This window comes from Haloarcula rara, assembly GCF_029338235.1.
In the GTDB taxonomy this organism is placed as follows: Archaea; Halobacteriota; Halobacteria; order Halobacteriales; family Haloarculaceae; genus Haloarcula; species Haloarcula rara.
Genome location: NZ_CP119785.1, coordinates 336,653 through 361,047, shown reverse-complemented (window position 1 = coordinate 361,047; position 24,395 = coordinate 336,653). Strand labels below are relative to the sequence as shown.

21 protein-coding genes are annotated in these 24,395 nt (G+C 66.1%); 12 read left to right on the top strand and 9 right to left on the bottom strand.

The annotated features are described in order from the left end of the window. Positions 1-73: 73 nt before the first annotated feature. Positions 74-1,246 carry a glycosyltransferase gene (locus P1K32_RS01815; protein ID WP_276251022.1) on the top strand — a complete coding sequence of 391 codons (1,173 nt, stop codon included), beginning with the start codon at positions 74-76 and terminating at the stop codon, positions 1,244-1,246. 160 nt (positions 1,247-1,406) lie between these two features. Then, a complete protein-coding gene (locus P1K32_RS01810) occupies positions 1,407-2,039 on the top strand; it encodes a PIG-L deacetylase family protein (RefSeq protein ID WP_276251021.1) in 633 nt (210 codons plus the stop codon). 50 nt (positions 2,040-2,089) lie between these two features. Here P1K32_RS01810 and P1K32_RS01805 read toward each other — a convergent pair whose 3' ends face one another. Beyond that, the gene (locus tag P1K32_RS01805) at positions 2,090-2,773 is read right to left on the bottom strand and encodes an HAD family hydrolase (RefSeq protein WP_276251020.1); all 684 of its coding nucleotides are present in this window, start codon (positions 2,771-2,773) and stop codon (positions 2,090-2,092) included. A gap of 115 nt (positions 2,774-2,888) precedes the next feature. Between P1K32_RS01805 and P1K32_RS01800 the strand changes: the two genes are divergently transcribed. Together P1K32_RS01800 and P1K32_RS01795 are read left to right on the top strand one after the other, a co-directional pair. Further along, positions 2,889-3,863, top strand: coding sequence for an ATP-grasp domain-containing protein (locus P1K32_RS01800; protein ID WP_276251019.1), 975 nt, complete (start codon positions 2,889-2,891; stop codon positions 3,861-3,863). 203 nt (positions 3,864-4,066) lie between these two features. Continuing rightward, positions 4,067-4,852 carry a hypothetical protein gene (locus P1K32_RS01795; RefSeq protein ID WP_276251018.1) on the top strand — a complete coding sequence of 262 codons (786 nt, stop codon included), beginning with the start codon at positions 4,067-4,069 and terminating at the stop codon, positions 4,850-4,852. Positions 4,853-4,859: 7 nt separating this feature from the next. Here the strand turns inward: P1K32_RS01795 and P1K32_RS01790 are convergent, their stop codons facing one another. Continuing rightward, entirely contained in the window at positions 4,860-6,359 is a 1,500-nt protein-coding gene (locus P1K32_RS01790; protein WP_276251017.1) for a lipopolysaccharide biosynthesis protein, read from the bottom strand. Between the two features lie 333 nt (positions 6,360-6,692). Here P1K32_RS01790 and P1K32_RS01785 point away from each other — a divergent pair, with 333 nt between their 5' ends. Further along, positions 6,693-8,099 carry a glycosyl hydrolase family 28-related protein gene (locus tag P1K32_RS01785; RefSeq protein WP_276251016.1) on the top strand — a complete coding sequence of 469 codons (1,407 nt, stop codon included), beginning with the start codon at positions 6,693-6,695 and terminating at the stop codon, positions 8,097-8,099. 16 nt (positions 8,100-8,115) lie between these two features. Here the strand turns inward: P1K32_RS01785 and P1K32_RS01780 are convergent, their stop codons facing one another. The 4 genes from P1K32_RS01780 to P1K32_RS01765 all read right to left on the bottom strand — a co-directional run bounded on the left by P1K32_RS01780 (position 8,116) and on the right by P1K32_RS01765 (position 12,688). Then, entirely contained in the window at positions 8,116-9,981 is a 1,866-nt protein-coding gene (locus P1K32_RS01780) for a glycosyl hydrolase family 28-related protein (protein WP_276251015.1), read from the bottom strand. Positions 9,982-9,984: 3 nt separating this feature from the next. Continuing rightward, positions 9,985-10,551, bottom strand: a complete 567-nt coding sequence (locus P1K32_RS01775) for a hypothetical protein (protein WP_276251014.1) — start codon at positions 10,549-10,551, stop codon at positions 9,985-9,987. A 9-nt stretch (positions 10,552-10,560) separates the two neighbouring features. Next, positions 10,561-11,298 (bottom strand): hypothetical protein, encoded by a 738-nt coding sequence (locus P1K32_RS01770; RefSeq protein ID WP_276251013.1) that lies wholly within the window; start codon positions 11,296-11,298, stop codon positions 10,561-10,563. A gap of 250 nt (positions 11,299-11,548) precedes the next feature. Further along, entirely contained in the window at positions 11,549-12,688 is a 1,140-nt protein-coding gene (locus P1K32_RS01765; protein ID WP_276251012.1) for a Gfo/Idh/MocA family protein, read from the bottom strand. 377 nt (positions 12,689-13,065) lie between these two features. Here P1K32_RS01765 and P1K32_RS01760 point away from each other — a divergent pair, with 377 nt between their 5' ends. The 7 genes from P1K32_RS01760 (at position 13,066) to P1K32_RS01730 (ending at position 20,561) form a co-directional block, all read left to right on the top strand. Next, positions 13,066-14,301, top strand: a complete 1,236-nt coding sequence (locus P1K32_RS01760) for a metallophosphoesterase (protein ID WP_276251011.1) — start codon at positions 13,066-13,068, stop codon at positions 14,299-14,301. Next, positions 14,301-14,960: a cohesin domain-containing protein gene (locus tag P1K32_RS01755; RefSeq protein WP_276251010.1), complete on the top strand. Its 660-nt coding sequence runs from the start codon at positions 14,301-14,303 to the stop codon at positions 14,958-14,960. The genes P1K32_RS01760 and P1K32_RS01755 overlap by 1 nt, the downstream gene beginning before the upstream one ends. 64 nt (positions 14,961-15,024) lie before the next feature. Further along, complete coding sequence (locus P1K32_RS01750; RefSeq protein ID WP_276251009.1) at positions 15,025-15,801, top strand: glycosyltransferase family 2 protein; 777 nt, start codon at positions 15,025-15,027, stop codon at positions 15,799-15,801. A 274-nt stretch (positions 15,802-16,075) separates the two neighbouring features. Next, positions 16,076-17,002, top strand: a complete 927-nt coding sequence (locus P1K32_RS01745) for a glycosyltransferase family 2 protein (protein WP_276251008.1) — start codon at positions 16,076-16,078, stop codon at positions 17,000-17,002. Between the two features lie 239 nt (positions 17,003-17,241). Next, complete coding sequence (wecB, locus tag P1K32_RS01740) at positions 17,242-18,354, top strand: non-hydrolyzing UDP-N-acetylglucosamine 2-epimerase (RefSeq protein WP_276251007.1); 1,113 nt, start codon at positions 17,242-17,244, stop codon at positions 18,352-18,354. After that, positions 18,351-19,694, top strand: coding sequence for a nucleotide sugar dehydrogenase (locus tag P1K32_RS01735; protein ID WP_276251006.1), 1,344 nt, complete (start codon positions 18,351-18,353; stop codon positions 19,692-19,694). Before wecB ends, P1K32_RS01735 begins: the two co-directional genes overlap by 4 nt. A 150-nt stretch (positions 19,695-19,844) precedes the next feature. Continuing rightward, positions 19,845-20,561, top strand: coding sequence for a ZIP family metal transporter (locus tag P1K32_RS01730; protein ID WP_276251005.1), 717 nt, complete (start codon positions 19,845-19,847; stop codon positions 20,559-20,561). A gap of 132 nt (positions 20,562-20,693) precedes the next feature. On the opposite strand, the gene P1K32_RS01725 is transcribed toward P1K32_RS01730, so the two are convergent. From P1K32_RS01725 to P1K32_RS01715, 3 genes are read right to left on the bottom strand one after another with little or no spacing between them, the layout of a single operon-like run. Then, entirely contained in the window at positions 20,694-21,872 is a 1,179-nt protein-coding gene (locus tag P1K32_RS01725) for a redox-regulated ATPase YchF (protein ID WP_276251004.1), read from the bottom strand. 48 nt (positions 21,873-21,920) lie between these two features. Further along, positions 21,921-23,174, bottom strand: coding sequence for an outer membrane protein assembly factor BamB family protein (locus P1K32_RS01720; RefSeq protein ID WP_276251003.1), 1,254 nt, complete (start codon positions 23,172-23,174; stop codon positions 21,921-21,923). Then, positions 23,171-24,379 carry an outer membrane protein assembly factor BamB family protein gene (locus P1K32_RS01715; RefSeq protein ID WP_276251002.1) on the bottom strand — a complete coding sequence of 403 codons (1,209 nt, stop codon included), beginning with the start codon at positions 24,377-24,379 and terminating at the stop codon, positions 23,171-23,173. Before P1K32_RS01715 ends, P1K32_RS01720 begins: the two co-directional genes overlap by 4 nt. Between the last annotated feature and the right edge of the window lie 16 nt (positions 24,380-24,395).

The following is a 24,395-nucleotide window of genomic DNA, read 5'->3' as shown; positions in this document are numbered from 1 at the left end:
GACACGAGTGTCGAGTGGGTGGGTGGTTCCCACCCCGGACCAGGTACCGTCAGACGGCGAGGGAGCGCAACAGATGACTGGCAGCGCCGAGACGACGACAGCGACTGACGAGGCGACCTCGGTAGCGGACCCGGACCGACGGGTCGCCTTCTTTACGCCGGCACCGGATTTCGGGGGCGCACAGCGGGTGACGGTGAACATCGCCAACAGCCTCGCGGACCGGGGACACGAGGTGGACCTCGTCGCGGGCCACCTCGAAGGCGAGTTCGTCTCGCTCATCGGGGACGCGGTCAACACCGTCGAACTGGACGTCCCGCAGGTCCCGGCCGCGGGTATCCTCGCCGCGGTCCCGCGGCTGGTGTCGTATCTCGACGAACATCGGCCCGAGGTGTTGTTTGCCAGCCGAACCCACACCAACCTCGCAGCCGTCGCCGCGGGTCGGCTGACGGACGCGGACGTCCACGTCGCGGTCACGGAACACAGCCCCTTCACCCACCAGCCGACGCGGAAAGACCGGGTCACGGCGGCGCTCGCGGCCCGTCTCTATCCGTACGCCGACGACGTCATCGGCGTCTCTGAGGGCGTCGCCGAGACGGTCGTCCAGCACACCGGTCGCGATCGGGACGGGACGACCGTACTCAACAACCCGGTCGACATCGCGGACATCCGGTCGGGGGCCGAGGAACCGGTCGACCACGAGTGGCTGGACGACCCGGCGGTAGAGCCTGTCGTCGCCGTCGGTCGACTGAAACCCGCGAAGGACTTTGGCACCCTGTTGCGGGCGTTCGCGACGCTACGTGAGCGCCGTCCCGCGACGCGCCTCGTCATCGTCGGCAAGGGGACCGAGCGCGACCGCCTGGAGGCGCTGGCCGACCGGCTGGGCGTCGCCGACTCGGTGGCGTTCACCGGCTACACGGACAACCCCTACGCGTACATGGCCCGGGCATCGGTGTTCGCGATGTCCTCGAAGGTCGAAGGGTTGCCGACGGTGCTCGTCGAGGCGCTCGCGTGTGGCTGTACCATCGTCTCGACGGACTGCCAGTACGGACCGCGGGAGATCCTCGAGGACGGTCGGTACGGCCGGCTCACGCCGGTCGGCGACCCCGAGCAGATGGCAGAGACGCTCTGTGAGGCGCTTGCGGACCCGACGCCACCCGAACGGAGCCGTGAACGCGCAACGCACTTCTCGATGGCCGCCGGCGCCGACAGGTACGAGTCGTACATCCAGGCCGTTGCTGGGGATTGAGTCGTCCACTCGCCGGTCCGCGCTGTTTCGTTACTCCCCCGGTATCGTTCCAGTGACTGAACGACACGTAAATATTAGTTCATTGTTAGTTTCTGACAGCCAAACGTTACTATTAGTAATTAAACAATAACAAGGTCTGCTTACCCAGCAATTACACTCGATGAAGGTTGCTGCAATTGGGGCACATCCCGATGACATCGAAATCGGTGCCGGCGCGTCGATTGCCGTCCACCGGAACCGCGGTGACACTGTTCGGTTCATCATCCTGACGAAAGGTGGCAAGGTCGCCGAGCGCGACCAGCGACGCGCAGAGGCCGAGCGAGCGGCGGAGATACTGAACGTCGACGACGTCCACTTCCTGGGCTACGAGGACACGAAGGTGCCGTACAACCAGGAGTCGGTGGACGAACTGGAGGCGGCGCTCTCGGAGATTGACCCGGACCGGGTGTACATCCACGCCGAAGAGGACACCCACCAAGACCACCGCCGGGCCGCGAAGGCCTCTATCACGGCGTCGCGAAACGTCAACCAGGTACTCGCGTTCGAGGCCCCCTCGACACGGTCTTCCTTTGCGCCCCAGTACTACAACTCCGTCCCCGAGGGCGTCATCGAGGGCAAGATAGAGGCCATCCGCTCCCACGAGTCCCAGCAGGAGAAGAAGTACCTCGAGGCGGAGGCGATGAAGGGACTGGCGCGGTTCCGCGGCCGCCAGGCCAACTCGACGTACGCCGAGGCGTTTCAGGTCATCCGCATCAACAACATGTACAAGTCGAACTTCTACGACCACCACTGACCGGAGATCAGCGTTCGCACGGTCACTGACGGTGGCTCACACGCGACCGCTCACAGCTGCTCTGTGCGCTCGTCGAACCGCGCGAGTACCTCCGGGACCGCCGCCAGCGACTCGACGGCAGTGTCGGGCGCGGCCGCGTTCCGGGCGACGGCGTCCGCGTAGCGCCCCCGCATGACCCGAATCGTCGACATACCGAGCCGGTTCGGCTGGGGGAAATCCAGCCCCGGTCGGTCGCCGACGAACGCCATCGACTCGTGGGGAACGTCGAAGCGGTCGGCCATCTCGACGAACGGCGCCGGCGCCCGCTTCGAGTCCTCCCGCTCCGCGGTGACGATGACCGCTGCGACCTGGTCGTCGAGGCCCAGTCGAGCGAGCTTCTCGCGGCCGTTCGTGCCGCCGGTGATGACCCCGATAGGGTAGTCCGACTCCAGCCGTTCGAGCGTCGCCGCGGCGTCCGCATACGGCACGAGCGACGCGTCGTTGTCGTGGTAGGCACTGACGAGCGCCGGGACGTGGTCGTCGGCGAGTCCGGCCGCCGAGAGCACGACGTCGAACGTCGCCTCGCGGTGGCCCTCCCTGAAATAGGCCGAAAGCAGCTCCTCGGTGAGGTCGACGCCGGTGCGGCGCCGCAGCTCCGCGGCGGCGCTGACCAGGCCGGCCCTGGCGTACTGGCGGTCGTCGAACAGCGTGCCGTCGAGGTCGAAACAGACGGCCCGGACCGAACTGCGACGCACACGGTACTGAACGTGCACCCGATTGAAAAGTAAGCGCCTGCTAGTCGCTCGCGAGCGGCCGGCGAGTGGCCGAAGTAGATACATAGCTAAAGGACCGCTCCCCGGACGATTTCACATGGCGACCGTTCTCGTCACCGGTGTCGGCGGTGCGAGTGGTATCGGCGCTGTCAGAGCGCTCCGTGAGACCACGCCACACGACATCGTGGGGGTGGATATGAACCCCGACGCGGCGGGGCTGTATCTCGCCGACGCCGGGCGAGCGATACCGCCCGCCCACGCCGACGAGTGGGGGCCTGCACTCAGGGACGTCGTCGACGACCACGACGTGGACGTCGTCGTCCCGACCGTCGACGAGGAGCTGTCCGAACTCGACGCCCTCCCCGAGGACCTGCCCGTCGTCGCCCCGCGACCTGGCGTTATCGACATCGCGCTCGACAAGTACACGACCTACCGGGCGCTCGAGGCCGCCGGCCACACCGTTCCACGGACCTGGCTCGCGAGCGAGGCGGCCGAGATTCCAGAATCGGCCTACCCGCTCATCCGGAAGCCACGGCGGGGTCGCGGGAGTCGGGGTATCGAACGGGTCGAGACGCCCGCCGACACAGCGCGCTCGATCGAGGCGGCCGGGCGGTCGGCCGAGGAACTGCTCCTCCAGGAGTTCGTCGAGGGGACGGAGTTCACTACGAGCGTCGTCTCGACGGCCGAGGACCGACTGCTGAGTGTCGTCCCCAAAGAGGCGATGGAGAAGGCCGGGTCGACGGTCAAAGGCGTCACTCGGACGCAGCCGGCCGTGCGCAGGGCCTGCCGCGACATCGCCTCGACGCTCTCGCCGGCCGGGCCGATGAACGTCCAGCAGATTGTCGCCGAGGACGGGACGCCCTACACTATCGAGATAAACCCGCGGTTCTCGTCGACGGCGTGTCTCACGGTCGAGGCTGGCGTCAACGAGCTCGACCTGCTGATTCGCGACGCGCTCGGCGAGGCCGTCTCAGCCCCCGCCGAGTACGAGTCGGGGGTCTACTTCCTGCGCTACGACAACCACGTCTTCGTCGAAGGCGACCAGTACCGCTCGCGGGCCGGCGAGTCCTGACTGCTGTGCGGTAGCGACTCCGGAACAGGACCGTTTTTTCGGCCTCAGCCGTCGAGGATTTCGCGTTCCCGAGCGCAACTGCTCGGCGGCCGTCCGAGATGTCCTCGCGCGTACCCGCTCCGGGTCGAAAACAGTCTTTGCGCGGTCGGTATATAGTATATTTAGTCTATACTATTCCGGCCGTTCCGTGATACCGACTATATATGCCAACGTCCCTCCTGGAAAAGTCACGCCAGGGATTTCGACTCGCCCGACAGACCACCGGTACTGCACTCCGCCACCTGCGATACGCGACGGCCTACGGCCGACTGGCACCACGGCCCTACGATCTCATCCACGTCGACCCGGCGAGAATCGAGTACTGTACGCTCCCGTCGCTGCAAGCCCAGTTCGACCTCTCGACGTACGGCTCACACCTCCTCGACGGCGAGTGGGACCGCCATAGGGTGTACGACGACGTCTGGTACACCCGCGGCTTTGCGGAGCCCGTCCGGGCCCGGTTCGAGGACCACGCGCTGTATCGCGCCATGGAAGCGCACTTTTCCGGGGGCGTTGCCTGGCGGGACACTGACTGGTACCAGTGGATTCGAGACCATCCGGGCGTCGTCGGGCAGTACCCGGACGAGGAGCGGATGCGAGAACGCCTGGCGCAGGTCGACACGCTGTATGAACATATCCGCTCGGGACAGTACCGGACCCAGCGCGAGCTCCGCGACTGTGAAGACGTCCCGCTGTACAGTCGGCCGCTGCCGGTCCCGGAACACTACGAGGTCGACGTCAACATCGGCCGTTCGGGCGAACTTCTGTTCAACTTTAACGGCCGGCATCGGCTTGCTATCGCGAAACTCCTGGGGCTTGATTCGATTCCAGTCCGCGTGTTCGCCAGACACGAACAGTGGCAAGAGAAGCGAAAACACGCCCGCTACCGGACGAGCGAGTCCGCAATCGCCGACCACCCTGACGTCCCGGGCTGTCGGTCGGTCGCGTAGCCCGAGCTCACTTGATTCCCTGGATGACCATGCCGAAAATCCGCCTGATGCCCCACTCGAATTGCTCCTCCAGCAGCAGTGAGGCTGCGGCGTAGACGGCTGCGCCGGCCGGGACGAGGACCACGAGCTCGACCAGCGACGACCACTCCGTCACCGTCCGGACGTACCAGAGGCTGCCGAACATCGTCGCGGCGGCGACAAGCGGATAGACGAACTCGCGATAGAACTTGGCGGACGTGGTCTCGAGCATGTTCGCCGTGATGTAGACGTCAAGCGGGACCATCGGGAACAGGTAGATTCCGGTGACGGCAAGCGCCACGCCTTCGATGCCCCACGCCGCTGCTGCGGGCCAGACCGCGACGGCCAGACAGCCGATCCGGACCAGTCCGAGCTTCACCTGCAGGTCCGGCCGTCCCTGCGATTTCCACAGCTCGCCGAAGTTGCGGGTGATAGCGTGGAAGAGACCGTAGAACGCCAGTATCTGCATAGAGACGACCATCGGTATCCACTGCTCGCCCAGGACGACCGGGACGAAACTCGGCGCGACCAGCGCGATGCCGAAGGCCGTCGGGAAGGCGAAAAACGCTGTCAGGCGCGTCGTCTGTAGCACGGCCGAGCGGACCTCACCGATGTCTTCCTGGAGTGCCGAATAGGTGGGAAAAGTCACCTGCGAAAGGACTCCCGAGAGCTGCGTCGCCGGCATGTCGGCCATCCGGTAGGCGTACTGGTAGAAGCCAAGCGCCGTCGCAGAGAGGAACCAGCCGACGAAGGCGTCGTCGCCCTCGCTGTAGATGAAGCCCAGTATCGAGCTGCCGGTCATCCACTTCCCGAACTGGATGAGTTCCTTCGCGGCCCCGAGCTCGGGGAACGGTCGCGGCCGGAAGTCATCGAGGAAGTACGAGACAGTCGTTCTGGTCGCCGGCTTCGCCAGCGACGCGAACACGAGCGCCCACACCGTCGGCGAGTAAAGCGCGTAGCCGACGCCGACGACGACCTGTGCGAGCCCCCCGCTTGCCTTGTACAGGAAGCTCTTGTGGAAGGCGAGGTCCTTCTCGAAGTAGACGACTGCGGGGTTCCGAAGCCCGTGGACCAGCGGCACGAGCCCGAGCGTGCGGACGAGCGGCGCCGCGCTTGGCTCCCCGAACAGCGTCGCGGCGAACGGCCCCGCGGCAAAGAGGATACCGAAGAGGAGCAGGCCCCGTCCGATCTCCAGACACCAGGTCGTGTTGAGATAGCTGTCGACGTTCGACTCCTTCTTCTGGATGAGCGCCGCGTCGAGCCCGAACCGGGTGAACTTCCGCGTCGCCGACAGCATCAGCAGGCTGATGCCCATCAGGCCGAACTGCGCCGGCGACAGCAGTCGGGCGAGGACGACGAGCATCAGCAGCTGTGACGAACGCATCGCGACTTTCGTCAGCGAGACCCAGATACCGCTCTTGACCGCTCGTTGCAGCACTGACCCGGACGGGACTGCCCGTTCGAGCAGTCGGTCCAGTCGGTCGCTCATCTGCCCACCTCCGACGCACAACGCCCCACTGCGGTTGTGAACTCCATCGATTATCCGAAGCGGAACTTCTTCCCTTGTTATGCTGTTTCTACACGCACCGTGGGCGATTGTAACACGGTCTCGATTCACACTCCCGCTACGGTCCAACTACCGTCGTTTCCGGGCTGTTTCACCGGGTGACGGCTCCGGGGTACGGGCCGGAACCAGCCAGGCCCGCTGGTCCGTGGCGCCGCGACACTCCCGACAGTCGAGAAAAATTAACGCCGCCGAACGGTTAGCTCGGCCGTAGTCGGAGCATAATTATACTCGGTGCCGTCGCGGACACAGACAGTAATGGTAACGCGACGGCAACTCATAGCGACGGCTTCGGGGGTCGGGTCCGTCGGATTTCTGGGGTATCTCCTCTCCCGCGACGACGGGCCGGACGACACACAGTCACTCGGTGATGGCCCGCGGACCGCCACGCCGGGACAGGTCGAACGGACGGAGGCGTTCGCCGACCGCGAGGACGTGGTCGACGTCCGCGAGTTCGGGGCCGTCGGCGACGGGGCCACCGACGACTCGGACGCGATAATGTCGGCGATTCGAGCCGCTGAACCGGGCGAGACGGTCTTCCTGCCGGAGACGGCCGACTCGTACCTCCTGTCGTTCGACGGGACCGGGGAGGAGGCGGCGCTCCATCTCGGGACGGAGTCGGACCTATCCGATATCACCGTCCTGGGGGAGCGGGCCGCGCCCGGGGCCCAGACGCTCCAGGTCGAACCGGGGTCCTACGACGCCGACACGTCGAACTGGGTGCTGAAACTAGAGGCCACGCGTGTCTTCGAGGGCCTCCTGTTTCGCAACCTTACCATCGACGGCGGCCGCCCGCCCGACGACGGCGCCGCCGCCCTCGACGGCGAGGAGTCCGTAACCGGCGTGCTCTTGCGCCGCGGCGACGCCGGTGGCGGCCACGACATCGCCTTCGAGAACTGCGTCGTCCAGGACTGCTCGGCATCGGCGCTGCGGTTCGAGGAGAGCGGCGTCATCTGTCGTAACGTCACGGCTCGTCGGGCCGGCCGCCACGGCTTCAATCCGGTGGCCGGCGACACCGAGGCCGACCCGGGATTCGTCGGGAAATCCATCAGGTCGGTCGACAACGGCGGGACGGGTATCGACCACCGCCGCGGGACGGCCCGGCTGGAGAACCTCTACACCGAGAACAACCGCTCGGGCAACAAGTGGAAACACCACGTCAGACGCCTCGAGGTCCGCAACCACCACTCTTTCCGGGACCGAAACCGCGGCTGGCGGTCGAACCACACGGGCACCGACGACGTACCCGACACCCAGCACGTCGTCTTCAGGAACGTCCTCGTCGAGCAACCCCAGATAAGCGGCATCCGCGTCTCCGGTGACAACACGGAGATCGCCTGTGACTTCGACAACGTCGAGGTCAGACAGACGGCGGTGCGAAACTCTCGGGCCGGCATCGTGCTCTCCCGTGACGCCCACACCGGCGAGCAGACGGAGGGCCACATCGTCGTCGTCGGGACCGACAACGGCGGGGGCGTCTACGTCGGCAGCGACGCCGTCATGAACGTCGGGACGTTCGACCACTTCGAGAACGAGGAGGGTGCCTTTATCGCCGAGTCGGGCGTGCTCAACTTCGAGAAAATAGAGAACGTGGACCCCGGGCGCAACATCTTCGGGACGCCCGGTGCGGCGTCGGTCGGCGCGTTCAGCGGGCAGTCGAACTGAGAGACTCAGTCGGCGGTTAGCCGGTCTGGATGGTCCCGTCGATGGTCTGGATGACGGCACTGCGGTTGGAATCTGTCCTCGACGTGTCGGGCATCGGGGCCGATTCCCCGCCGACACCTGCCGAGAGGTACCCCCAGTCGTCGGCGAACTCGCTGTAAGAGCCGACGCCCACCCAGCCCGAGGTGAGCGAAGTGTCGGTGACGTCTGCGTCCCAGTCGCTCGGTTCGTCGGCGTCCGCGGGCCAGATGCGGGCCCGTAGTCGGTCACCCACAGCTCGGAACCGGGCGAAGTACCACTGGCCGTCCGAGGGGTCGCCCCACTCGACGAGCTGGTCGGAGCTCCCGCCGTCGTACTTCCAGACGCCGAACTGGCTGTCACGGACGTTGAAGAGGTAGCCGCTCTCGTCGTCCGAGCTCCCCGACCCGCGCAGGAAGAGCCGCCCGCCGGCCGTCGGGCTCTGTGAGAGGTCGCTCACGCGGAACAGGCCCAGCAGTTCGACGTCCGAGGCGGTGCCGACCGCGTCGTACGACAGCGCGTGTCGCGCACTCGTCTCGGAATCGAACTGTAACACCGAACTGCCGGCCGGGGACTGCTCGTCGACGACCGCCCAGTCGTCCTCGCCCGAGGCGTGTTCCGGCGTCCAGTCCTCCGGAACCGTCCCCGTCTCGTAGGTCGAGAAGTTCGTCCGGTAGGTCCCAGTCTCGTCGGTCGGCTCCGTCTCCTCTTCTTCGTCCGGCTCCGACGACGAGGTGAACGCGCCCACGTCGTTCGGCCCCGGGACGTCGAGTTCCGCCGACTCCTCGTTGTACTGGCTCCCGACGTCGATATCGCCGTCGACGGCGCCGTCGGGGTTGTTGTAGTGGTAGTACTCGCCGATGGAACTCGATTCCGGCGAGTCGTCCCGGACGCCCGGGCCGTATCTCGCGTTCTGTGACCGGACGACGTCGGCGTCGATGGACGCCGAGTCGGTGACGTAGATCGGCGCCCGGTTCTGGGGCTCATACCCCGTTCCGTCGGTGAGTATCTCCGTGATGGTGTAGTTCGCGGAGTTCGAGAGGCGAAAGCCGTGGAGTGCGGCGTCGATTACCTGGACGTTGTCGAGCGTGACGTCGGTGCCGGCGCCGTCGCGCATCGTCTCGCGGAAGCCGCTGTTCTCCCGGGCGTTCCGGAGGTTGGCGTTCCGGAGGACGACGCTGTCGGCGTCACCGCCGGTGTACCCCATCTTCGTCCCGCTGCGGTTGCTGTCACAGTAGAGGTCCTCGACGACGTGGTTGCCGTTGTGGAAGTCGACGCCGGTCCCGTCGTTGTCGACGGACTTCAGCGACCGCGCGTCGAAGTCGGGGTCCTCGTCGTCGCCGGAGAGGTCGAACCCGTGCTGGCCGTTGTCCCGTGAGGTGATGCGGCGCAGCGTCACCGAGCCGACGCCGCTGAAGCTCATCCCGGTCCCGGCGCAGTTCTCGGCGACGACGTCCTCGATGCGGATGTCGTGACCGCCGCCGCCCGGATAGAGGTTGAAACCGCTGGTGGACTTATCCCCGTTGACCTCGCGGCTCCCGTCGAGCGTGAGCCGCTTGATGGTGACGCCCGACAGCGAGCCGGCGTCGGCCTCTGCGCCGAGGACCCACTGGTTTTTGCCATCGGTCACGTCGTCCATCTTGAGGCGCGAACCCGGTCCCTCGCCGGTGATGGTCACGTCGTCGGCGACGCCGGTGAAATCGACCGCCGCCCGGTTCCCCGAACTGACGAGGTAGTGGTCGGCCGTCGCCGGTATCAGGACGGTGTCGCCCGTCCCCGCGTCGGCGATGGCGTCGTTGATCGCGGCCGTGTCGTCGGTTTCGCCGTCGCCTTCTGCACCGTAGTCTTCGACGTTGAGTGTGGCCATTGGTTATCTCCTGATGTTGGCCCACACTTTCGGAATCCCCGCGATGGCGGAGCCCGACTCGTTAGTGACTGTGACGGTTACGGGGCCGTTGTCCGCCACCCACGGCGCCGAGTCGGCTTCGGCGGCCGTCTGGAACGTGTTCCCCTCGATTTCGACGAGGAGGTCCTCGCCCTCGTAGACGCGAAGTGCCGCGTCGGCGACGGGCTCGTCGTTCGGAACTCCCTTTACCGGGAAGGCGAGTCGCGTCACTTCGAGTGTCTCGCTATCGCTGAACAGGAAGTCGTTGACGGGTTCGTCGACCAGCCCGTCGGTGTAGTTGACGTAGTGGCCGATGTCGCCGCCGACGGCTCGCGTCGCGTAGCCGACGAGCGTCCAGTCGGAGCCGTCACCGCTGTATATGGCACCCGAGTCGGTCGCGAAGAACTTCGCGCCGGCGACCGGGTCGTACTGTTCGATGTTCGCTTCCTCGTCCCGTCGTTCGACGTCACGACCGAGCTGTTCGAAGTTCTCGTTCAGCGGGACGTGCCAGTCAAGCGTTCCTTCGTCCGGTGTGGTGTATCTGTCTGTCATTGGTATATATTAGGCCGCAATGCCGCCGTAGCCGTACTCGCCGTAGCCCTGCTCGCCGTACTCGTCTTCGACAGGTGTGGCGGTCTCGGTCGCGGTCGGTGTCGCAGTCTCGGTCTCGGTCTCGGTCGGTGTCGGCGTGGCCGTCGTCCCGTCGCCGACGGTCATCGTGTAGTCGCCGTCGCTCTCCTGTGTGTCGACGACCTGGATGTAGTACGTCCCACTGGTCTCTGCCGTCTGGGCGACGGTGACCGGGTCGTCCGTCGAGACGTATCTGAGATTGCTGTACGTCCCGTCTGGGTCGTACAGTATCACGGCGGTGACGCCGTCCGGTGCCTCACGAGAGAACTCGACGACCATATCGTCGCCAGCCGCCAGTTCGACCACGTACCAGTCGCTGTCGTTTGCAGTGAGTGTGGCGTCGACCGTCGCTCCCAGACTGACCGCGTCGGCGCTGCTCTCACGGTCGTTCGGCTCCGATTCGGAGACCGTGAGTGAGGACGTCTGCTGTAGTGCCGCCGACCCGCCGTAGCCATAGGCCGACACCGGGCGGACCGTCTCATCGCCGCCGAGGTCAGCACAGCCCGCAAGTGCCGCGGTCGTGAGACCGGCAGCCGCAAGGTACGACCGACGGTCCAGTACTAATCCGTCCTGTTCCGAACTCGAACTGCTGTCGCGGGTTATGAATCGATTACCCCGCTCAAACAGACCGGTAAGACCCGTCTTCTTTCGTTCGCTGTTATCGTCCATTCGCAAACCCACGGTTAGTACAGTCTTAATTAACAATTATTACCAGCTACCGGCTCTATACGAGCCTTTCACTGCCAGAAATCCATGAGTCAACACCGGATACTCCAACAATACATACAGTTAGTTACCAATACGGCAGGTTTCGTTGACAGGTACGGACCATCCCAGCTACGGCGCAGCTTCGGGCGAGTAGTTACCAGATACCAGCTCGACAGGTCGCTGGGTGGTAAGGGAGTGCTACTCCGGGTCGTCAGTCGGCCGGTCGCGGGTTGAGTTCGCCCGCTTCGACCATGCTCTCTAGCGGGTTGTCGTCGATGTCCAGCGGCAGGTCGATGCGGGCGCGACGCCGCGCTGACTCCCAGCTCGCGAAGATGAGCTCGGTCGACCGCAACGCAGTCCGGCCACCGATTTCCGGCGGCCGCCCCGCCTCGAGCGCCTCGACGACTTCTGCGATGGCACGCTCGGTGTAGGTCGCACTGGGACCGCTGTCGGTGGAGACAAAGGGGAGCCCCTCGACCAGGAGATTCCGCACTCGCCCGAGTCGGCTCGGCGACGTGCTGTGGATGCCTTCGCGGTTCGTGTCCACTCGCGTCCACCCGTTACCCCGGCGGAGTCGCAGCGGCGGGCCCTCGGTCGAACCGATTTCGAGACAGCCCTCGCTCCCGCGCAGACGGAGATAACAGTCGACGTAGTCGCTCCCCTCGCCGGTCATTGCCAGCCCTCGGGTCCCGTCCGCGTAGGCCCACGTCGTCAGGCCGTGGTTCTCGTTGTGCGCGCCGAACCAGACGTTCTCCTCCCGGTAATCCACCTGCCCCATCACCCACTCGACGGGCTCGCCGTCGGTCATGTACGAGCAGATATCGAAGACGTGGGTGCCAGTGTCGTAGAGGTGTTCCTCGCTGAACTCCAGGCGTTCGAGCTCGCCGATTGCGCCGTCATCGAGCAGCCGCTTGGCCTCGCGGACGGGGCCCCCAAAGCGCTTCTGGTGGTTGAAACTCAGCTGGATGCCCTCGGCCTCGCAGGCCTCGACCATCTCACGGCAGTCGCCCCAGGTCTTGGCCATCGGCTTCTCGCAGTGGATGGCGTCGGGCACACCCGTCTCGGCACAGCCGACGACGATATCCGCGTGGATGCCCGGCGGGACACAGACGCTCACGATGTCCGGCTGGGTCTCGGCGAGCATCCGCTCGTACTGTTCGTAGACGTGTTCGATGCCGTACTCGGCGGCGAACCGCTCGGCGTTCTCGCGGACGATGTCCGCACACGCCGTCAACTGGCAGCTGTCGAGCGTTTCGTAGCCCGCCGCGTGCCGGTACGCCATCGCGAACCCGTCCTGGTCCGGGTCGTCCGGATCCGCCCCTGTGCCGATAAATCCGATGTCGTATCCCATCTTCTCGTAGATTCACTCAGTTTCTGTGCATTAGTATACACTTACTACGGACCCGTCGCTTTCCCCTTCACTTCGGAGTGGTATCCAGTTCTCCAGGTGAGGTGACCGTCCGGACGGGAGATTCCCTCGTCTGTCGGCTCGTCGATTGCCGACCGTATCGTAGGATGCCTCCCGCATCTCCGTTTGCATAGCAGCTGATGCCCGGGAGCGGGCTGCGTTCTCGGCACCTGCATTTAACGCTCTATAACTAATGGTGCGAACTGGAATTCTCCCGACAGGATAGCCCCAATGACTGTTCGATATTCTACTCGCGGCACACACCAGCGACGTCAGCAGTTCCCCGGGCTCCGACCAGCAGGCTGTCGGGGTGGCACACGATGACTGAGCCCACGGCGTCGAGCTCCGACAGCTCGCGGTCGGTCAGTCGCCGAACGGTCCTGGGGACACTCGCCGCCGGCGCCGGCGTGGCGACGGTCGGCTCGATAGCGGGCGCCGCCGAGGACTACTGGACGGTGGTCGCGCTCCCGGACACGCAGTACAGTGCGCGAGACGAGCGATACGTGCGCGCCCAGACCCAGTGGATAGGGGACAACCTGACCGAGGAACACATCGCGTTCGTCTCTCACGTGGGCGACGTAGTCCAGAACCCCGACCGACCGGTCGAGTGGGAGTACATGGACCGCGCCATGTCGACGCTCGACGGGGCGGTCCCCTACGCGACCATACCCGGGGACCACGACTATATGACACCGGACGACCGCAGTTCCTCGATACGGCGGTACAGGGAACACTTCGGGCCGGAGAGATACCGGTCCAGGGACTGGTACGGTGGTTCGGGGCCCTCGGACGGCGGGGGGAACCTGAGCACCTACCAGCTGTTCTCCGCCGGCGGATACGACTTCCTCCACCTGGCCCTTGAGTGGCCGGCACCCGGGAGCGTAACGGACGCATCGACGCCGCTGGGCTGGGCACAGACGGTCCTCGACCAGTACCCCGACCGGCCGACGATTCTCACGACCCACTCGTATCTCGACGTGCGGGCGGCCGGACGGTCGACCGACGTCGACGAAGTCAACGGTGACGGGAACAGCGGCGAGGCCATCTGGAATTCGCTCGTCAGCCCGAACGCCCAGATTTTCATGGTCCTCTGTGGTCACTCCTGGCGGCGAGACGGAGAATACCACCAGGTGTCACAGAACGAGGCCTGTGGCTCGGTCTACGAGCTGCTCGCGAACTACCAGGGAGAGGACGAACGCGGGGAGGGATACCTCCGCCGCATCGAGTTCCGGCCCGGGGAGGGGGCAAACGCGCCTGACCGTATCCAGGTCCGGACCTACTCCCCGGTGCTGGACGAGTACATGACTGACGACAACAGCGAGTTCGCCTTCGACGTGGACTTCGACACGCGGTTCGGGGCGTCGGCGTTCGATACTGACTGTTCGGGGGACGCCGACGGAGACGGCGACATCGACACGGAGGACAGCGAGCTCGTCCAGCGGCGGCTCGCTGACGAGGACGCGGATGTCGACACCGATGCGGCCGATATCGACGACGACGGTGACGTCGACATCGGCGACGCGGTTCGCATTCGGAACAAGGGGCGGGGATACTGATGGGGGGCCACTGGCACGTGTGGTTCCTCGCCGCCCTGGTCGTCGCCGTCTCCATCGCTGCGACGCCGGCCACAGCCGCGGCGACGCAAGCAACGACCGACGGTGCGACCGCGACCCAGGCCGCGAACGACACCACGATAGTCACGACGGATCCCGACGGGACAGTCTCCGTCCAGCGCTGGGAGACAGTCACCGTGGCCGTTCGGGTGAACGCAACGAACGTGAGTGGCTACCAGTCGGCGCTGTCGTACGACCCGAGCGTCCTGCAGGTGAAGACGCTCACCGGCACCGAGGACTTCGCCGAGCCGGTCGCGACTGTCGACAACGCGAACGGGTCGGTGGTGTTCAACCAGATTCGCTCGGGAGAGACCACGGACGCGGCGCTCGTCGAACTCTCAGTTCAGGTTATCGGCACCGCCGGGCAACGGGGCGACCTGTCGGTCCGCACCCAGGAGACGCGGTTCAGCGACGCCACGGGGGCGACGTTCGACCCGGACGGTTCGAACGGTGTGACTATCGCTGTCAAGCCGGGAGAGAACAGGACGGATGGGACAGGCCGTCCTGACCAGTCCGGGCTGGGGGTCGGTGGTCCCGCGGCCCTCCTTGGGGCGCTGGCCACCGTCGGCTGGCTGGTGCTGCGCAACCGACGGCAGACGTAACCGCCTCGGGGGTCCCGGCAGTAGACGGTGAGTAACCAAAGAGAAACACACGTTTCTGGTATCCATGCCAGACATCTCGGTAATCGTCCCGACGCCCGACGCCGACCGGACCTTCGGGTGGGAGTCGAAGCTCCGGGCCTCGCCCGTAGAGGCCGAACTGCTCGTCAGAGACGAAGGCAGCGCCTCGGCTGCCCGCAACGCGGGGATTCGGGCGGCCAGCGCGGACAAACTCGTCTTTCTCGACGACGACTCCGACCCCCGGGGCGACTACTTCCAGCGCGTCTCGGCGCTCCTCGACGACCACCCGGCGGTGACCGGTCGGATTCGTGACACGGGGTCGCGGTTCATCCGCCCGGTCTCCTCGAGTGACTACGACCAGGGCGAGTCGGGCCACGTCACGGAGACGGTCGTCGGCTGTAACATGGCGATGCGCCGTGCGGTCCTCGAGGACATCGGTGGTTTCGACGAGCGACTCCCGTACGGCCACGAGGAGACGGAGCTTATCGACCGCCTCTGTGACGCCTACGACGTCTGGTACTGTCCCGATCTGGTCGTCGACCACCCCTTCGCCGACTCGCTGGGTGGCTATCTGGAGAAGCAGTACCGACACGGCCGCGAGGCCGTCCCCTACTACGCGATTCGAGGCGAGAACCTGCCCCGGCGAATGGCCCGCTTCGTCCTCGTCCCGAGCCACTACACCGGCCCTACAGCCACGGCGACGGCGCTCCGGACGCTCGGTCAGCTCGTGGCCGTTGCCGGGATGGCGCGCGGACTCGTGCGCTATCTGGCCGAAGACGGCGGTGACGGCCGGTTCGACCAGCCCGCGGACGACCGCATCTGAACGGGCCCGAGGACCCATTTGTCATCAGAGTAATAACATTTTTCGGCCAATTCGTCCCGGAACTGCAATCTACCGCGTGGCGGACGCTTAGGGTTTCTCACTGGAAACGACCACGGCGCTCACAGTATGCAGGTTGCTAATTCCGTTAGTCAGCCCCGTCGCTGTGCCGGATATTCCTCACGTAGGGACAGCAAGTTCGCAGGAAGCCCGTAACAATGTCTTACTGAGATGTCAGGTCACTCACGGCCGTGCCGTCGGTCGCTACGAAATTGCCATGAGTACGATAGCCTCCAATTCGACCGAACGCCGGCTCACGAGCGACGTGGTAATCGGTATCCCCGCGTACAACGAGGCCGACACTGTCGGCGACGTCGTCCGCGCAGCGTCCGACCCGAGCGTGGACGTGGTGGTGGTCGACGACGGGAGTGACGACAGCACAGCGGCGGTGGCTGCCGACGCCGGCGCCACTGTGCTCCAGCACGGGGACAACCGCGGCTACGGCGCCGCACTCGGCACACTGTTTTCGGTTGCCCACGAGAACAGTGTGGACCACCTCGTCGTCGTCGACGCCGACGGACAGCACGACCCCACCGAGGCCCTAGAGCTCGTCGAGACCCAGCGGTCCACCGGCGGCGACATCGTCATCGGGAGCCGGTTCGTCGAGGGGTCACAGACCGATATGCCGCTGTACCGACGCGCCGGTCTCGGTGTCATCAACGGGCTCACCGGCGCCGCGTTGCGCCTCGGCTACTCGGCCGAGCGCGTCGCAGACACCCAGAGCGGCTTCCGGGCGTACAACGCCGAAGCCATCGAACTGCTCGCCTGTCGGGCCGACCTGAGCGACGGGATGGACGCCAGCCTCGATATCCTGTTTCACGCCGCCGACGAGGAGTTCACCTTCACCGAGACGCCCGTCGACGTGACCTACAACGTCGCAGAAGCTAACACCCACAACCCCGTCGTCCACGGGAGCGTCCTCGTCTCCAACATCGTCGGTCGCGCCCTCTCGGACCGACCGGGTCGAGTGCTCGGCGTTCCCGGCTCGATCTGTCTCGTCCTGGGTGTCCTGCTCACGAGCGTCTCGCTCACCGGGCTCACTTTGGCTGTCGTCCCGGTGCTGGTCGCAGTGTTGGTCCTGACCGGCAGCGGGCTGCTCGGGGCCGCCCTGGCTATCGGCCGGTTGACGCCGTCCAGTGAGTGAACGACGTCACACTGTTCCTCGTCCGCCACGGTGTGGCCACTGGTGTGTACGTGGTAGGTGTTCGACGATCGCTCGTGTGAAATCTCGCAAACGTAGCTCTCAATAACACACCTACACTGTCAGTGAAAGATAGAAGTCGGTGTTTACTCTGGCCCGAACGTGACTGTTCTCTACTCGGACGTGACGGCGTCCTGCTATAGACTGTATTACAAATAGAACAAGGGCAGGTTGGTTCTCCCATGACGCCCCGAATCGTCTTCGTGCTCGGAACGCGTCCCGAGATCGTCAAACTCGCGCCGATAATCAGAGCCTGTGACCGCGCCGCGGTCGACTACAGCGTGGTCCACACGGGCCAGCACTACTCCGAGCGCCTCGACGGGGTCTTCTTCGACGACCTGGAACTGCCCGCGCCCGAGTACAACCTCGAAGTCGGGTCGGGCGACCACGCGGCCCAGACGAGCGAGATGGTGGCTCGCCTGGGCGAGGTGCTAGAGCGGGAGTCTCCCGACGTCGTCGTCGTCCAGGGCGACACCAACTCCGCCTTTGCGGGCGGCATCGTCGCGAGCAAGCGCGACGCGAAACTTGCCCACGTCGAAGCCGGCCTCCGGAGCTTCAACCGGGAGATGCCCGAGGAGCTCAACCGGGTGCTCATCGACCACGCTGCCGAGCACCTGTTCGCTCCCACCGGCGAGGCCGCCGACCAGCTCCGGACGGAGGCGATTCCCGACCGTCGCATCGAGGTAACCGGCAACACCGTCGTCGACGCGGTGCGCCAGCACGAACAGCTGGCCCGGGAGAAAAGCGACGTGCTCGCGGAACTGGACCTCGGCGAGGCGCCCTTTGCCCTCCTGACGGCCCACCGGCCGGGCAACGTCGACGACCCCGAGCGGTTCCAGGGCCTGCTCGACGGCGTCGGCCAGTACGCCCACGAGCGGGACCTCCCGGTCGTCTACCCCGTCCACCCGCGCTCCCGCGAGAAACTCGACGCGTTCGACCTCGACGTCCCCGACGCCATCGCGTGTATCGAACCGCTGAACTTCCTCGATTTCCTCCGGCTGGAGAGCGAGGCGGCGGTCGTCTTCACCGACTCGGGCGGCGTCCAGGAGGAGACCTGCGTCCTCGGGACGCCCTGTGTCACCGTCCGCGAGAGCACCGAGCGGCCCGAAACGCTGACCGTGGGCTCGAACGTGCTCGCGCAGCCGACCCCGGAGAGCATCGTCGACGCCGCCGAGGAGGTGCGACGGGGGCGCAACGACTGGGAACCCCCCTTCGGGGACGGCCACGCGGCCGAACGCATCCTCGAGACGCTCGGGGTCGACGTGCCGGCCGTGTCCGGGGAGGTCCTGGTATGACGGACGGTTCCGGGCACGGCGGAGACGGTACTGCCACCGACTCCGTCCACGGCGGAGACGGTACTGCCACCGTCTCCGTCCACGGGCTCGGCTACGTGGGTCTGCCGACAGCGGCGCTGTTTGCCAACAACGGCTACACCGTCTACGGCATCGACACCCAGCCCGACAAACTCGAACGGCTCCGGACCGAGGGCGCCGACTTCCGGGAGGCAGACCTCAACGACTACGTCGACCGCGTGCTCGGGACGGACGCGCTGCACCTGCGTGAGCACCCCACCGAGAGCGACTACCACCTGATATGCGTGCCGACGCCGTTCGACCACGACCGCGAGGCCGCCGACCTCTCCTATGTCAGGGCCGCCGCCGAGGGCATCGCCCCGGCGCTCCGGCCGGGCGACACCGTCGTCGTCGAATCGACGGTGCCGCCGGGGACGACCGCGAACGTGGTCGGCGAAACGCTCGAACGCAACGGCGACCTCCTGCGAGAGACGTTCAACCTCGCGTTCTGTCCCGAGACGGTCCTGCCTGGCTCGATACTCGAGGAGCTCCGGGGCAACGACCGTATCGTCGGTGGCATCGACGACGAGGCCACGGCCGCCGCCCGCGACCTCTTTGCGGGCGTGGTCGACGGCGACATCCACACCGCACCAGACGCCGCGACGGCGGAGTTCGCCAAGCTGGCCCAGAACACCCATCGCGACGCGAACATCGCCATCGCCAACGAACTCGCGAAGGTGGCCCGCGACCACGGCGTCGTTCCCCGTCCGGCGTTCGACCTCGCCAACGAACACCCGCGGGTCGACCTGCTCCACCCGGGGCCGGGCGTCGGCGGCCACTGCCTCCCGGTCGACCCGCTGTATCTGGGACAGCACTCCGACCACGTCGCCCTCATCGAACACGCCCGGGCGGTCAACGACGGGATGGTCTACTACGTCCGGGACCTCCTCGAAGAGGGCCTGGGCTCGCTCGCCGAGAAGCGCGTCGCCGTCTTCGGGCTGGCCTACAAGGGCAACGTCGCGGACACCCGAAACAGCCCGGCGACGCGGTTCGTCGAGACGCTCGGCGAGACGCCGGAGCTGGTCGCCACCGACGGCGGCGAGGCGTCGGTCGACGTGCGCGTCCACGACCCCCACGTCAGCGAAGCCGGGGTCGACCTCTGGAGTGAATCGGCCGCCCTCGACGGGGCCGACGCGCTGGTGTTCATGACCGACCACGACGAGTTCACCGAACTGGACCCCGAAGTCGTCGCCGAGCGGATGGACGACAACGTCGTCGTTGACGCCCGCGGGCTGACCGACGAGTCCTGGCACGAGGCTGGGCTTGACGTCAGGCGGCTCTGACTGGTCGTCACGGCGCTATTGACTGCTTCAGAGTGGTTCGAAACGGCGCTGCTGCAAAGCGTCTGCGCACGTATCCGTGAGGCACTACTCGTTCAGGGAGCGGAGACTGCTTAATTAAGAGTCTTGGGGGTTCGGTTATCACGACTGTGCATGGTACTTACGCAGGCGCTGTCGTATACAGCACTCGCTGTCGTGGCCGCCCTCGTCGGTGGGGTCATCGCCGTCTACCGCCCGCCGAGCCCACAGATGGAGAGCAACGTCCAGCACTTCGCGGCCGGGGTCGTCATCGCTGCCGTCGCCGCCGAACTGCTCCCGGACGTTCACGAACGGGCACCCCAGGTCGTCGTCCTCGGTTTCGCCATCGGCGTCGTGACGATGCTGGGTATCCACCGCCTGAGCAAGACCATCGAGAAGCGTGAAATCGGTGGACAGTTCGCCGGTGCGGCCGGGTTGCTCATCACCATCGGAATAGACATGCTCATCGACGGGGTCCTGATTGGCGTCACCTTCCTCGACAACCCCGACACCGGAATCATCATCGCCGTGGCGCTGGCCATCGAGGTGCTCTTTCTCGGGGTCGCCGGCGTCGTCGCGCTGCCACGGGAGCTGGGTATGGCTCGGAAGCTCGCCGTCCCGGCGGCGTTCGGACTCTTGCTCGCGACGGGCGTGACCGGTGGTGTGCTCGTGCTAGAGGGCGTGACGGGCGCTCCCATCGCGATTATTCTCGCCTTCGGTTCCGCCGCTCTGCTGTACCTCGTCACCGAGGAACTGCTCGTGAAGGCCGCGAAAGTCCCCGAGACGCCGGTGTCGACGACGCTCTTTTTTGTTGGCTTTCTCGCCATCTTCCTGCTCGACATGCTCCACTGAGTACCGGCGTCGCGGGAGCCCGGACAGGTAATATCGTCGACCAGTGTCGCCTACTGTCGTCTCTATCCCTGGAGCGAGCGCTATCGGTTGGGCTAGCTGGTTGTTCACCCAGGCAACGCACACTAGTAGTAGCTACCCGTCGGAGATTATCTTGATGACGGCGCCCTCTTCCAGTTCCGTCTCGTCGCTGACGCGCATCTCCTTGCGGGCGTCGACGGCGTGGGTGTAGCCGTCGCCGATATCCGAGTGGACGGCGTAGGCGAGGTCCTTCGGCGTCGAGCCGCGGGGGAGCAGGTGCGCGTCCGGGAGGACGTTTCCCTGGCCGTCGGTCCACTTCGTGTCGTTCTGGACGGGGTAGGCGGTGATGTGGTCGAGCAGGTCGTAGACGGCGGTGTCCATGGCCCCCTGGACCCCCGTGCCCCCGAACTCGGCCATCACGTCGCGAATCCTCTCCAGGCCCTGTTGTTGCTGGTCGCTCACGTCACCGACGATATCGAAGTCGCTGTCTCCTGGGTCGTAGTCCACGACGCCGGCTTTGGCCGCGTTGCGGAGTGCGAGCTCGCCGTCGGCGGTCGCGGGGACCACGATATCGGCGGCCTCGCGCAGTCGCTCGATGTTCCCGTCGGGCGCGATATCTGCCTTGTTGGCCACGACGACGATTGGTTTCGTCCGCTCGCGTATCTCGCGGGCCAGCGCCTCGCGGTCCTCGTCGGTCCAGGCGATAGGATCCTCGGGGTACTCCAGTTCCCGCAGCGTCCGGGCCACGTCGAGTTCGCTCGCGCCGACACCGGCCAGCAGGTCGACGAGTGCCTCGTCCAGGGCGAAATCGGGCGACCGGGACTGGCGTTCGATTGACTCCCAGTTGCGGTTCACGATGCTTGCGAGCCAGAGGTCCATCTCCGTCTCGACGAAGTCGACGTCCTCGACGGGGTCGTGTTCGCCGACCTCGACGGGTTCGCCCTCGGCGTCAGTCCCCCCGGAAGCGTCGACGACGTTCAGGATGACATCGGCGTTCGTGAGCTCGTCGAGGAACTGGTTGCCGAGCCCGCGGCCCTCGTGGGCGCCCGGGACCAGCCCGGCCACGTCGATGAGCTCGACGGGGACGTAGCGCTTCCCGTCGCGGCAGTTGTCGCCCCCGCAGCGCTCGTCCCGGTCGAGACAGGGACAGTCGGTACGGACGTGACTCACGCCGCGGTTGGCGTCGATGGTCGTGAAGGGGTAGTTACCGACGTCGACGTCGGCCATGGTCGCGGCCTTGTAGAACGTAGACTTCCCGGCGTTCGGTTTGCCGGCCAGCGCGATAGAGAGCATGTCACCCAGTATCGCGCCCTGGTGAAAGGTCGTTTCGGTCCCGCGAGTTTAGTTGGTCACGTAGGCGGACAGGGTCCCGTCGGTGCTTCCCACGATGACTCGCCCGTCAGCGACGGCGGGCGAAGCCAGGACTGTCTCGCCGACCGTCACCGATGACAGGACCGAACCGTCCTCTGTGTCGATGACGACCATCTGGCCGCTTTGCGTGCCGAGGTAGACCTGTCCGTCGACGAGCGCCGGGGCGGAGCTGTTGACGGGGTCGGTTTCGACTGTCTCCTCCCGCAGGTCTGTCTGCCAGCGACGCGTGCCGGTCTCACGCTCGACTGCGTGTAGCGTCCCGCGCAGGTCCGACACGTACACCGTCGATTCGCCCACCGCTGGCGACGTGTGGATTTCGGCGCTGACGGTCTGTGTCCACATCGTGTCCCCGGTTTCCGCGTCCAGGGCGAACAGCGGTGTCCCCTTCCTGAACCCCCCGGCATAGACGGTCCCGTCGACGACGGCGGGCGCGTGTGCCCCGTTGAACTGGCCGTCCTGTCGCCACACCGTCTCGCCGGACGCCCCGTCAAGTGCGAGTACGGTTGGTTCGTCTATCGTCGACGTGAACGAACCGACGTAGACACGCTTCCCGTCCGTGACGATACCCGTGATGCCGTTTCCGGGAACCGTCCGCGCCCACTCGCGCTCGCCGGTGTCGGCCGCCAGCCCGGCTATCTGTCGCTGGTCGGCGACGACGACCGTGTCTGCAACCGGACGCGGCCCTATCCGGCTCGTCCCGTTCCCGGCGGTCAACTGCTCCGACCACTGGAATTCGCCCTCCGTCGAGAGCGCGTACGCGTAGCCATCGCCGGGAGTGGCGTAGACGGTGTCGCCGACCACCGTCGGCGCCGGCCCGCCGTTGGCGAGGCCGACATCGTACACCCACTCTTCCGAACCGGTCGCCGCGTCCAGAGCGGTGATGCTGGTCCGACCGACGACGTAGACGGTGCCATCAGACACGGCCGGGTCGCCCGCCTCGGCGTCGAGGGCGACCGACCACTCGGCGGCCAGGGGCGTCCCGGGAGGGGTCACGTCTGCGGTCCCGCGGCCGGTCCGGTCCGCGCCAAAGGCGGGCCATCCCGACGTCACTCCGTCGGTGTCTCCTGTTCGGTCGTCCGTGTCTGTGTCGCCCGTCCGGGTCGCCGTGCCTGCGCTCCGGGCCTCGGACGACTGACCGACGTTTGACCGGAGACAGCCCGCGGTAGCGGTCACTGCCACGGCGGCGAGCAGCCCGCGACGGGACTGTCGGCGGCGCTCGGTCATTCTGCCTCCCCGACGGCGAAGCGTTCGAGCGCTGCCCGCCCGCTCGCGACCAGTCCCGTCCCGTCACCGAGGATGTGTGCCGACAGCGGCGGGTCGGGGTTCTGGTAGCGCAGCGTACCGTCGGTCCGGTCGTACCCATGCCATGTCGCCTGTTCGTCGCCGGTGACGACCCACACTGTCTCCGCGGTCAGACCGACTCGCCCGTCCGAGACCGGGTCCGATAGGTCGACACGCCAGCGGATGTCGCCGGTCTCGATGTCGAAACAGAACAGGTTTCGTTCGACCCCGAGCCACCCCGTTCCGTCGACGACGGCCGGCCGGGCAACCGGCGGTAAATCCCCGGTCCGCGTCTCGAACTCGAACTCCCAGCGGCGGTCGCCGGTCGCCGGGTCCAGGCTAGCGACCACCAGTTGCTCCGACTGTATCGCGAGGACGCGACCGACGCCGTCGGGGAACGGACCGTACTTCGGCCCGGCCGTCACGAATTGCGTCCGCCACAGCTCCGTGCCGTTCGTCGGGTCGTACGCAGAGAGGCGACCGTTCCAGTAGGCCGCGACGACGCGGCCGCCCGCGGCGACCGCCCCGTCGAACCCGGATGGAACGTACCTGCCGTCACCGAGTTCGAGCCGGTTTCCGACACGCCAGCGTTCGGCGAACGTTTCCGCGTCGAGCCCATACAGCGTGTTCTTCTCCTCGAACGTCGTCCCGACGACGACCGTCCCGTCGACAACGGCCGGTGGCCCTCGGGTGTTTCCGAGGGAACGCTGCTCTGCGATGCGTCCGTCAGTCGTCTCGACTGCGTACAGCGTTTGATTCGCCGTTAAGTAGAGCCGATTGTTGGCGACTGTCGCGTACATGAAATTCGGGGACGTCCCGAGCGCGGCTGTCCAGAGCGTCGCCCCGGACTCGAGGGCGACTGCTCTGATTCCGTCGGCCCTGTCCCCCGACCCCCGCACTGGTGTGTACAGTCGGTCGCCGTCGACGAACAGATACCGTTCTGAGGGAAACGATCGTGCCCAGGACGATTCCAGTGATAGTTCGTTGTCGATGGCCCCGACCGTCGGCGTCGATTTCGATGTCGTCTCGTCCACTGTCTCCGTCGAGTTGTCACGACCCGACGTGGGTGTCGATTCACCGGAACGGAGGTTCAGACAGCCACCCAGCGTGGCGGTCGTAACTGTGGCGAGCACGGTACGTCGGTCCATCGGCCGTAATTATAAG

Excerpts from the sequence above, each read along its gene's own strand:
- P1K32_RS01815 (WP_276251022.1), top strand. The coding sequence starts at position 74 with ATGACTGGCAGCGCCGAGACGACGACAGCGACTGACGAGGCGACCTCG.
- P1K32_RS01810 (WP_276251021.1), top strand. The coding sequence starts at position 1,407 with ATGAAGGTTGCTGCAATTGGGGCACATCCCGATGACATCGAAATCGGT.
- P1K32_RS01800 (WP_276251019.1), top strand. The coding sequence starts at position 2,889 with ATGGCGACCGTTCTCGTCACCGGTGTCGGCGGTGCGAGTGGTATCGGC.
- P1K32_RS01795 (WP_276251018.1), top strand. The coding sequence starts at position 4,067 with ATGCCAACGTCCCTCCTGGAAAAGTCACGCCAGGGATTTCGACTCGCC.
- P1K32_RS01790 (WP_276251017.1), bottom strand. The coding sequence starts at position 6,359 with ATGAGCGACCGACTGGACCGACTGCTCGAACGGGCAGTCCCGTCCGGG.
- P1K32_RS01785 (WP_276251016.1), top strand. The coding sequence starts at position 6,693 with ATGGTAACGCGACGGCAACTCATAGCGACGGCTTCGGGGGTCGGGTCC.
- P1K32_RS01780 (WP_276251015.1), bottom strand. The coding sequence starts at position 9,981 with ATGGCCACACTCAACGTCGAAGACTACGGTGCAGAAGGCGACGGCGAA.
- P1K32_RS01775 (WP_276251014.1), bottom strand. The coding sequence starts at position 10,551 with ATGACAGACAGATACACCACACCGGACGAAGGAACGCTTGACTGGCAC.
- P1K32_RS01770 (WP_276251013.1), bottom strand. The coding sequence starts at position 11,298 with ATGGACGATAACAGCGAACGAAAGAAGACGGGTCTTACCGGTCTGTTT.
- P1K32_RS01765 (WP_276251012.1), bottom strand. The coding sequence starts at position 12,688 with ATGGGATACGACATCGGATTTATCGGCACAGGGGCGGATCCGGACGAC.
- P1K32_RS01760 (WP_276251011.1), top strand. The coding sequence starts at position 13,066 with ATGACTGAGCCCACGGCGTCGAGCTCCGACAGCTCGCGGTCGGTCAGT.
- P1K32_RS01755 (WP_276251010.1), top strand. The coding sequence starts at position 14,301 with ATGGGGGGCCACTGGCACGTGTGGTTCCTCGCCGCCCTGGTCGTCGCC.
- P1K32_RS01750 (WP_276251009.1), top strand. The coding sequence starts at position 15,025 with ATGCCAGACATCTCGGTAATCGTCCCGACGCCCGACGCCGACCGGACC.
- P1K32_RS01745 (WP_276251008.1), top strand. The coding sequence starts at position 16,076 with ATGAGTACGATAGCCTCCAATTCGACCGAACGCCGGCTCACGAGCGAC.
- wecB (WP_276251007.1), top strand. The coding sequence starts at position 17,242 with ATGACGCCCCGAATCGTCTTCGTGCTCGGAACGCGTCCCGAGATCGTC.
- P1K32_RS01735 (WP_276251006.1), top strand. The coding sequence starts at position 18,351 with ATGACGGACGGTTCCGGGCACGGCGGAGACGGTACTGCCACCGACTCC.
- P1K32_RS01730 (WP_276251005.1), top strand. The coding sequence starts at position 19,845 with ATGGTACTTACGCAGGCGCTGTCGTATACAGCACTCGCTGTCGTGGCC.
- P1K32_RS01725 (WP_276251004.1), bottom strand. The coding sequence starts at position 21,872 with ATGCTCTCTATCGCGCTGGCCGGCAAACCGAACGCCGGGAAGTCTACG.
- P1K32_RS01720 (WP_276251003.1), bottom strand. The coding sequence starts at position 23,174 with ATGACCGAGCGCCGCCGACAGTCCCGTCGCGGGCTGCTCGCCGCCGTG.
- P1K32_RS01715 (WP_276251002.1), bottom strand. The coding sequence starts at position 24,379 with ATGGACCGACGTACCGTGCTCGCCACAGTTACGACCGCCACGCTGGGT.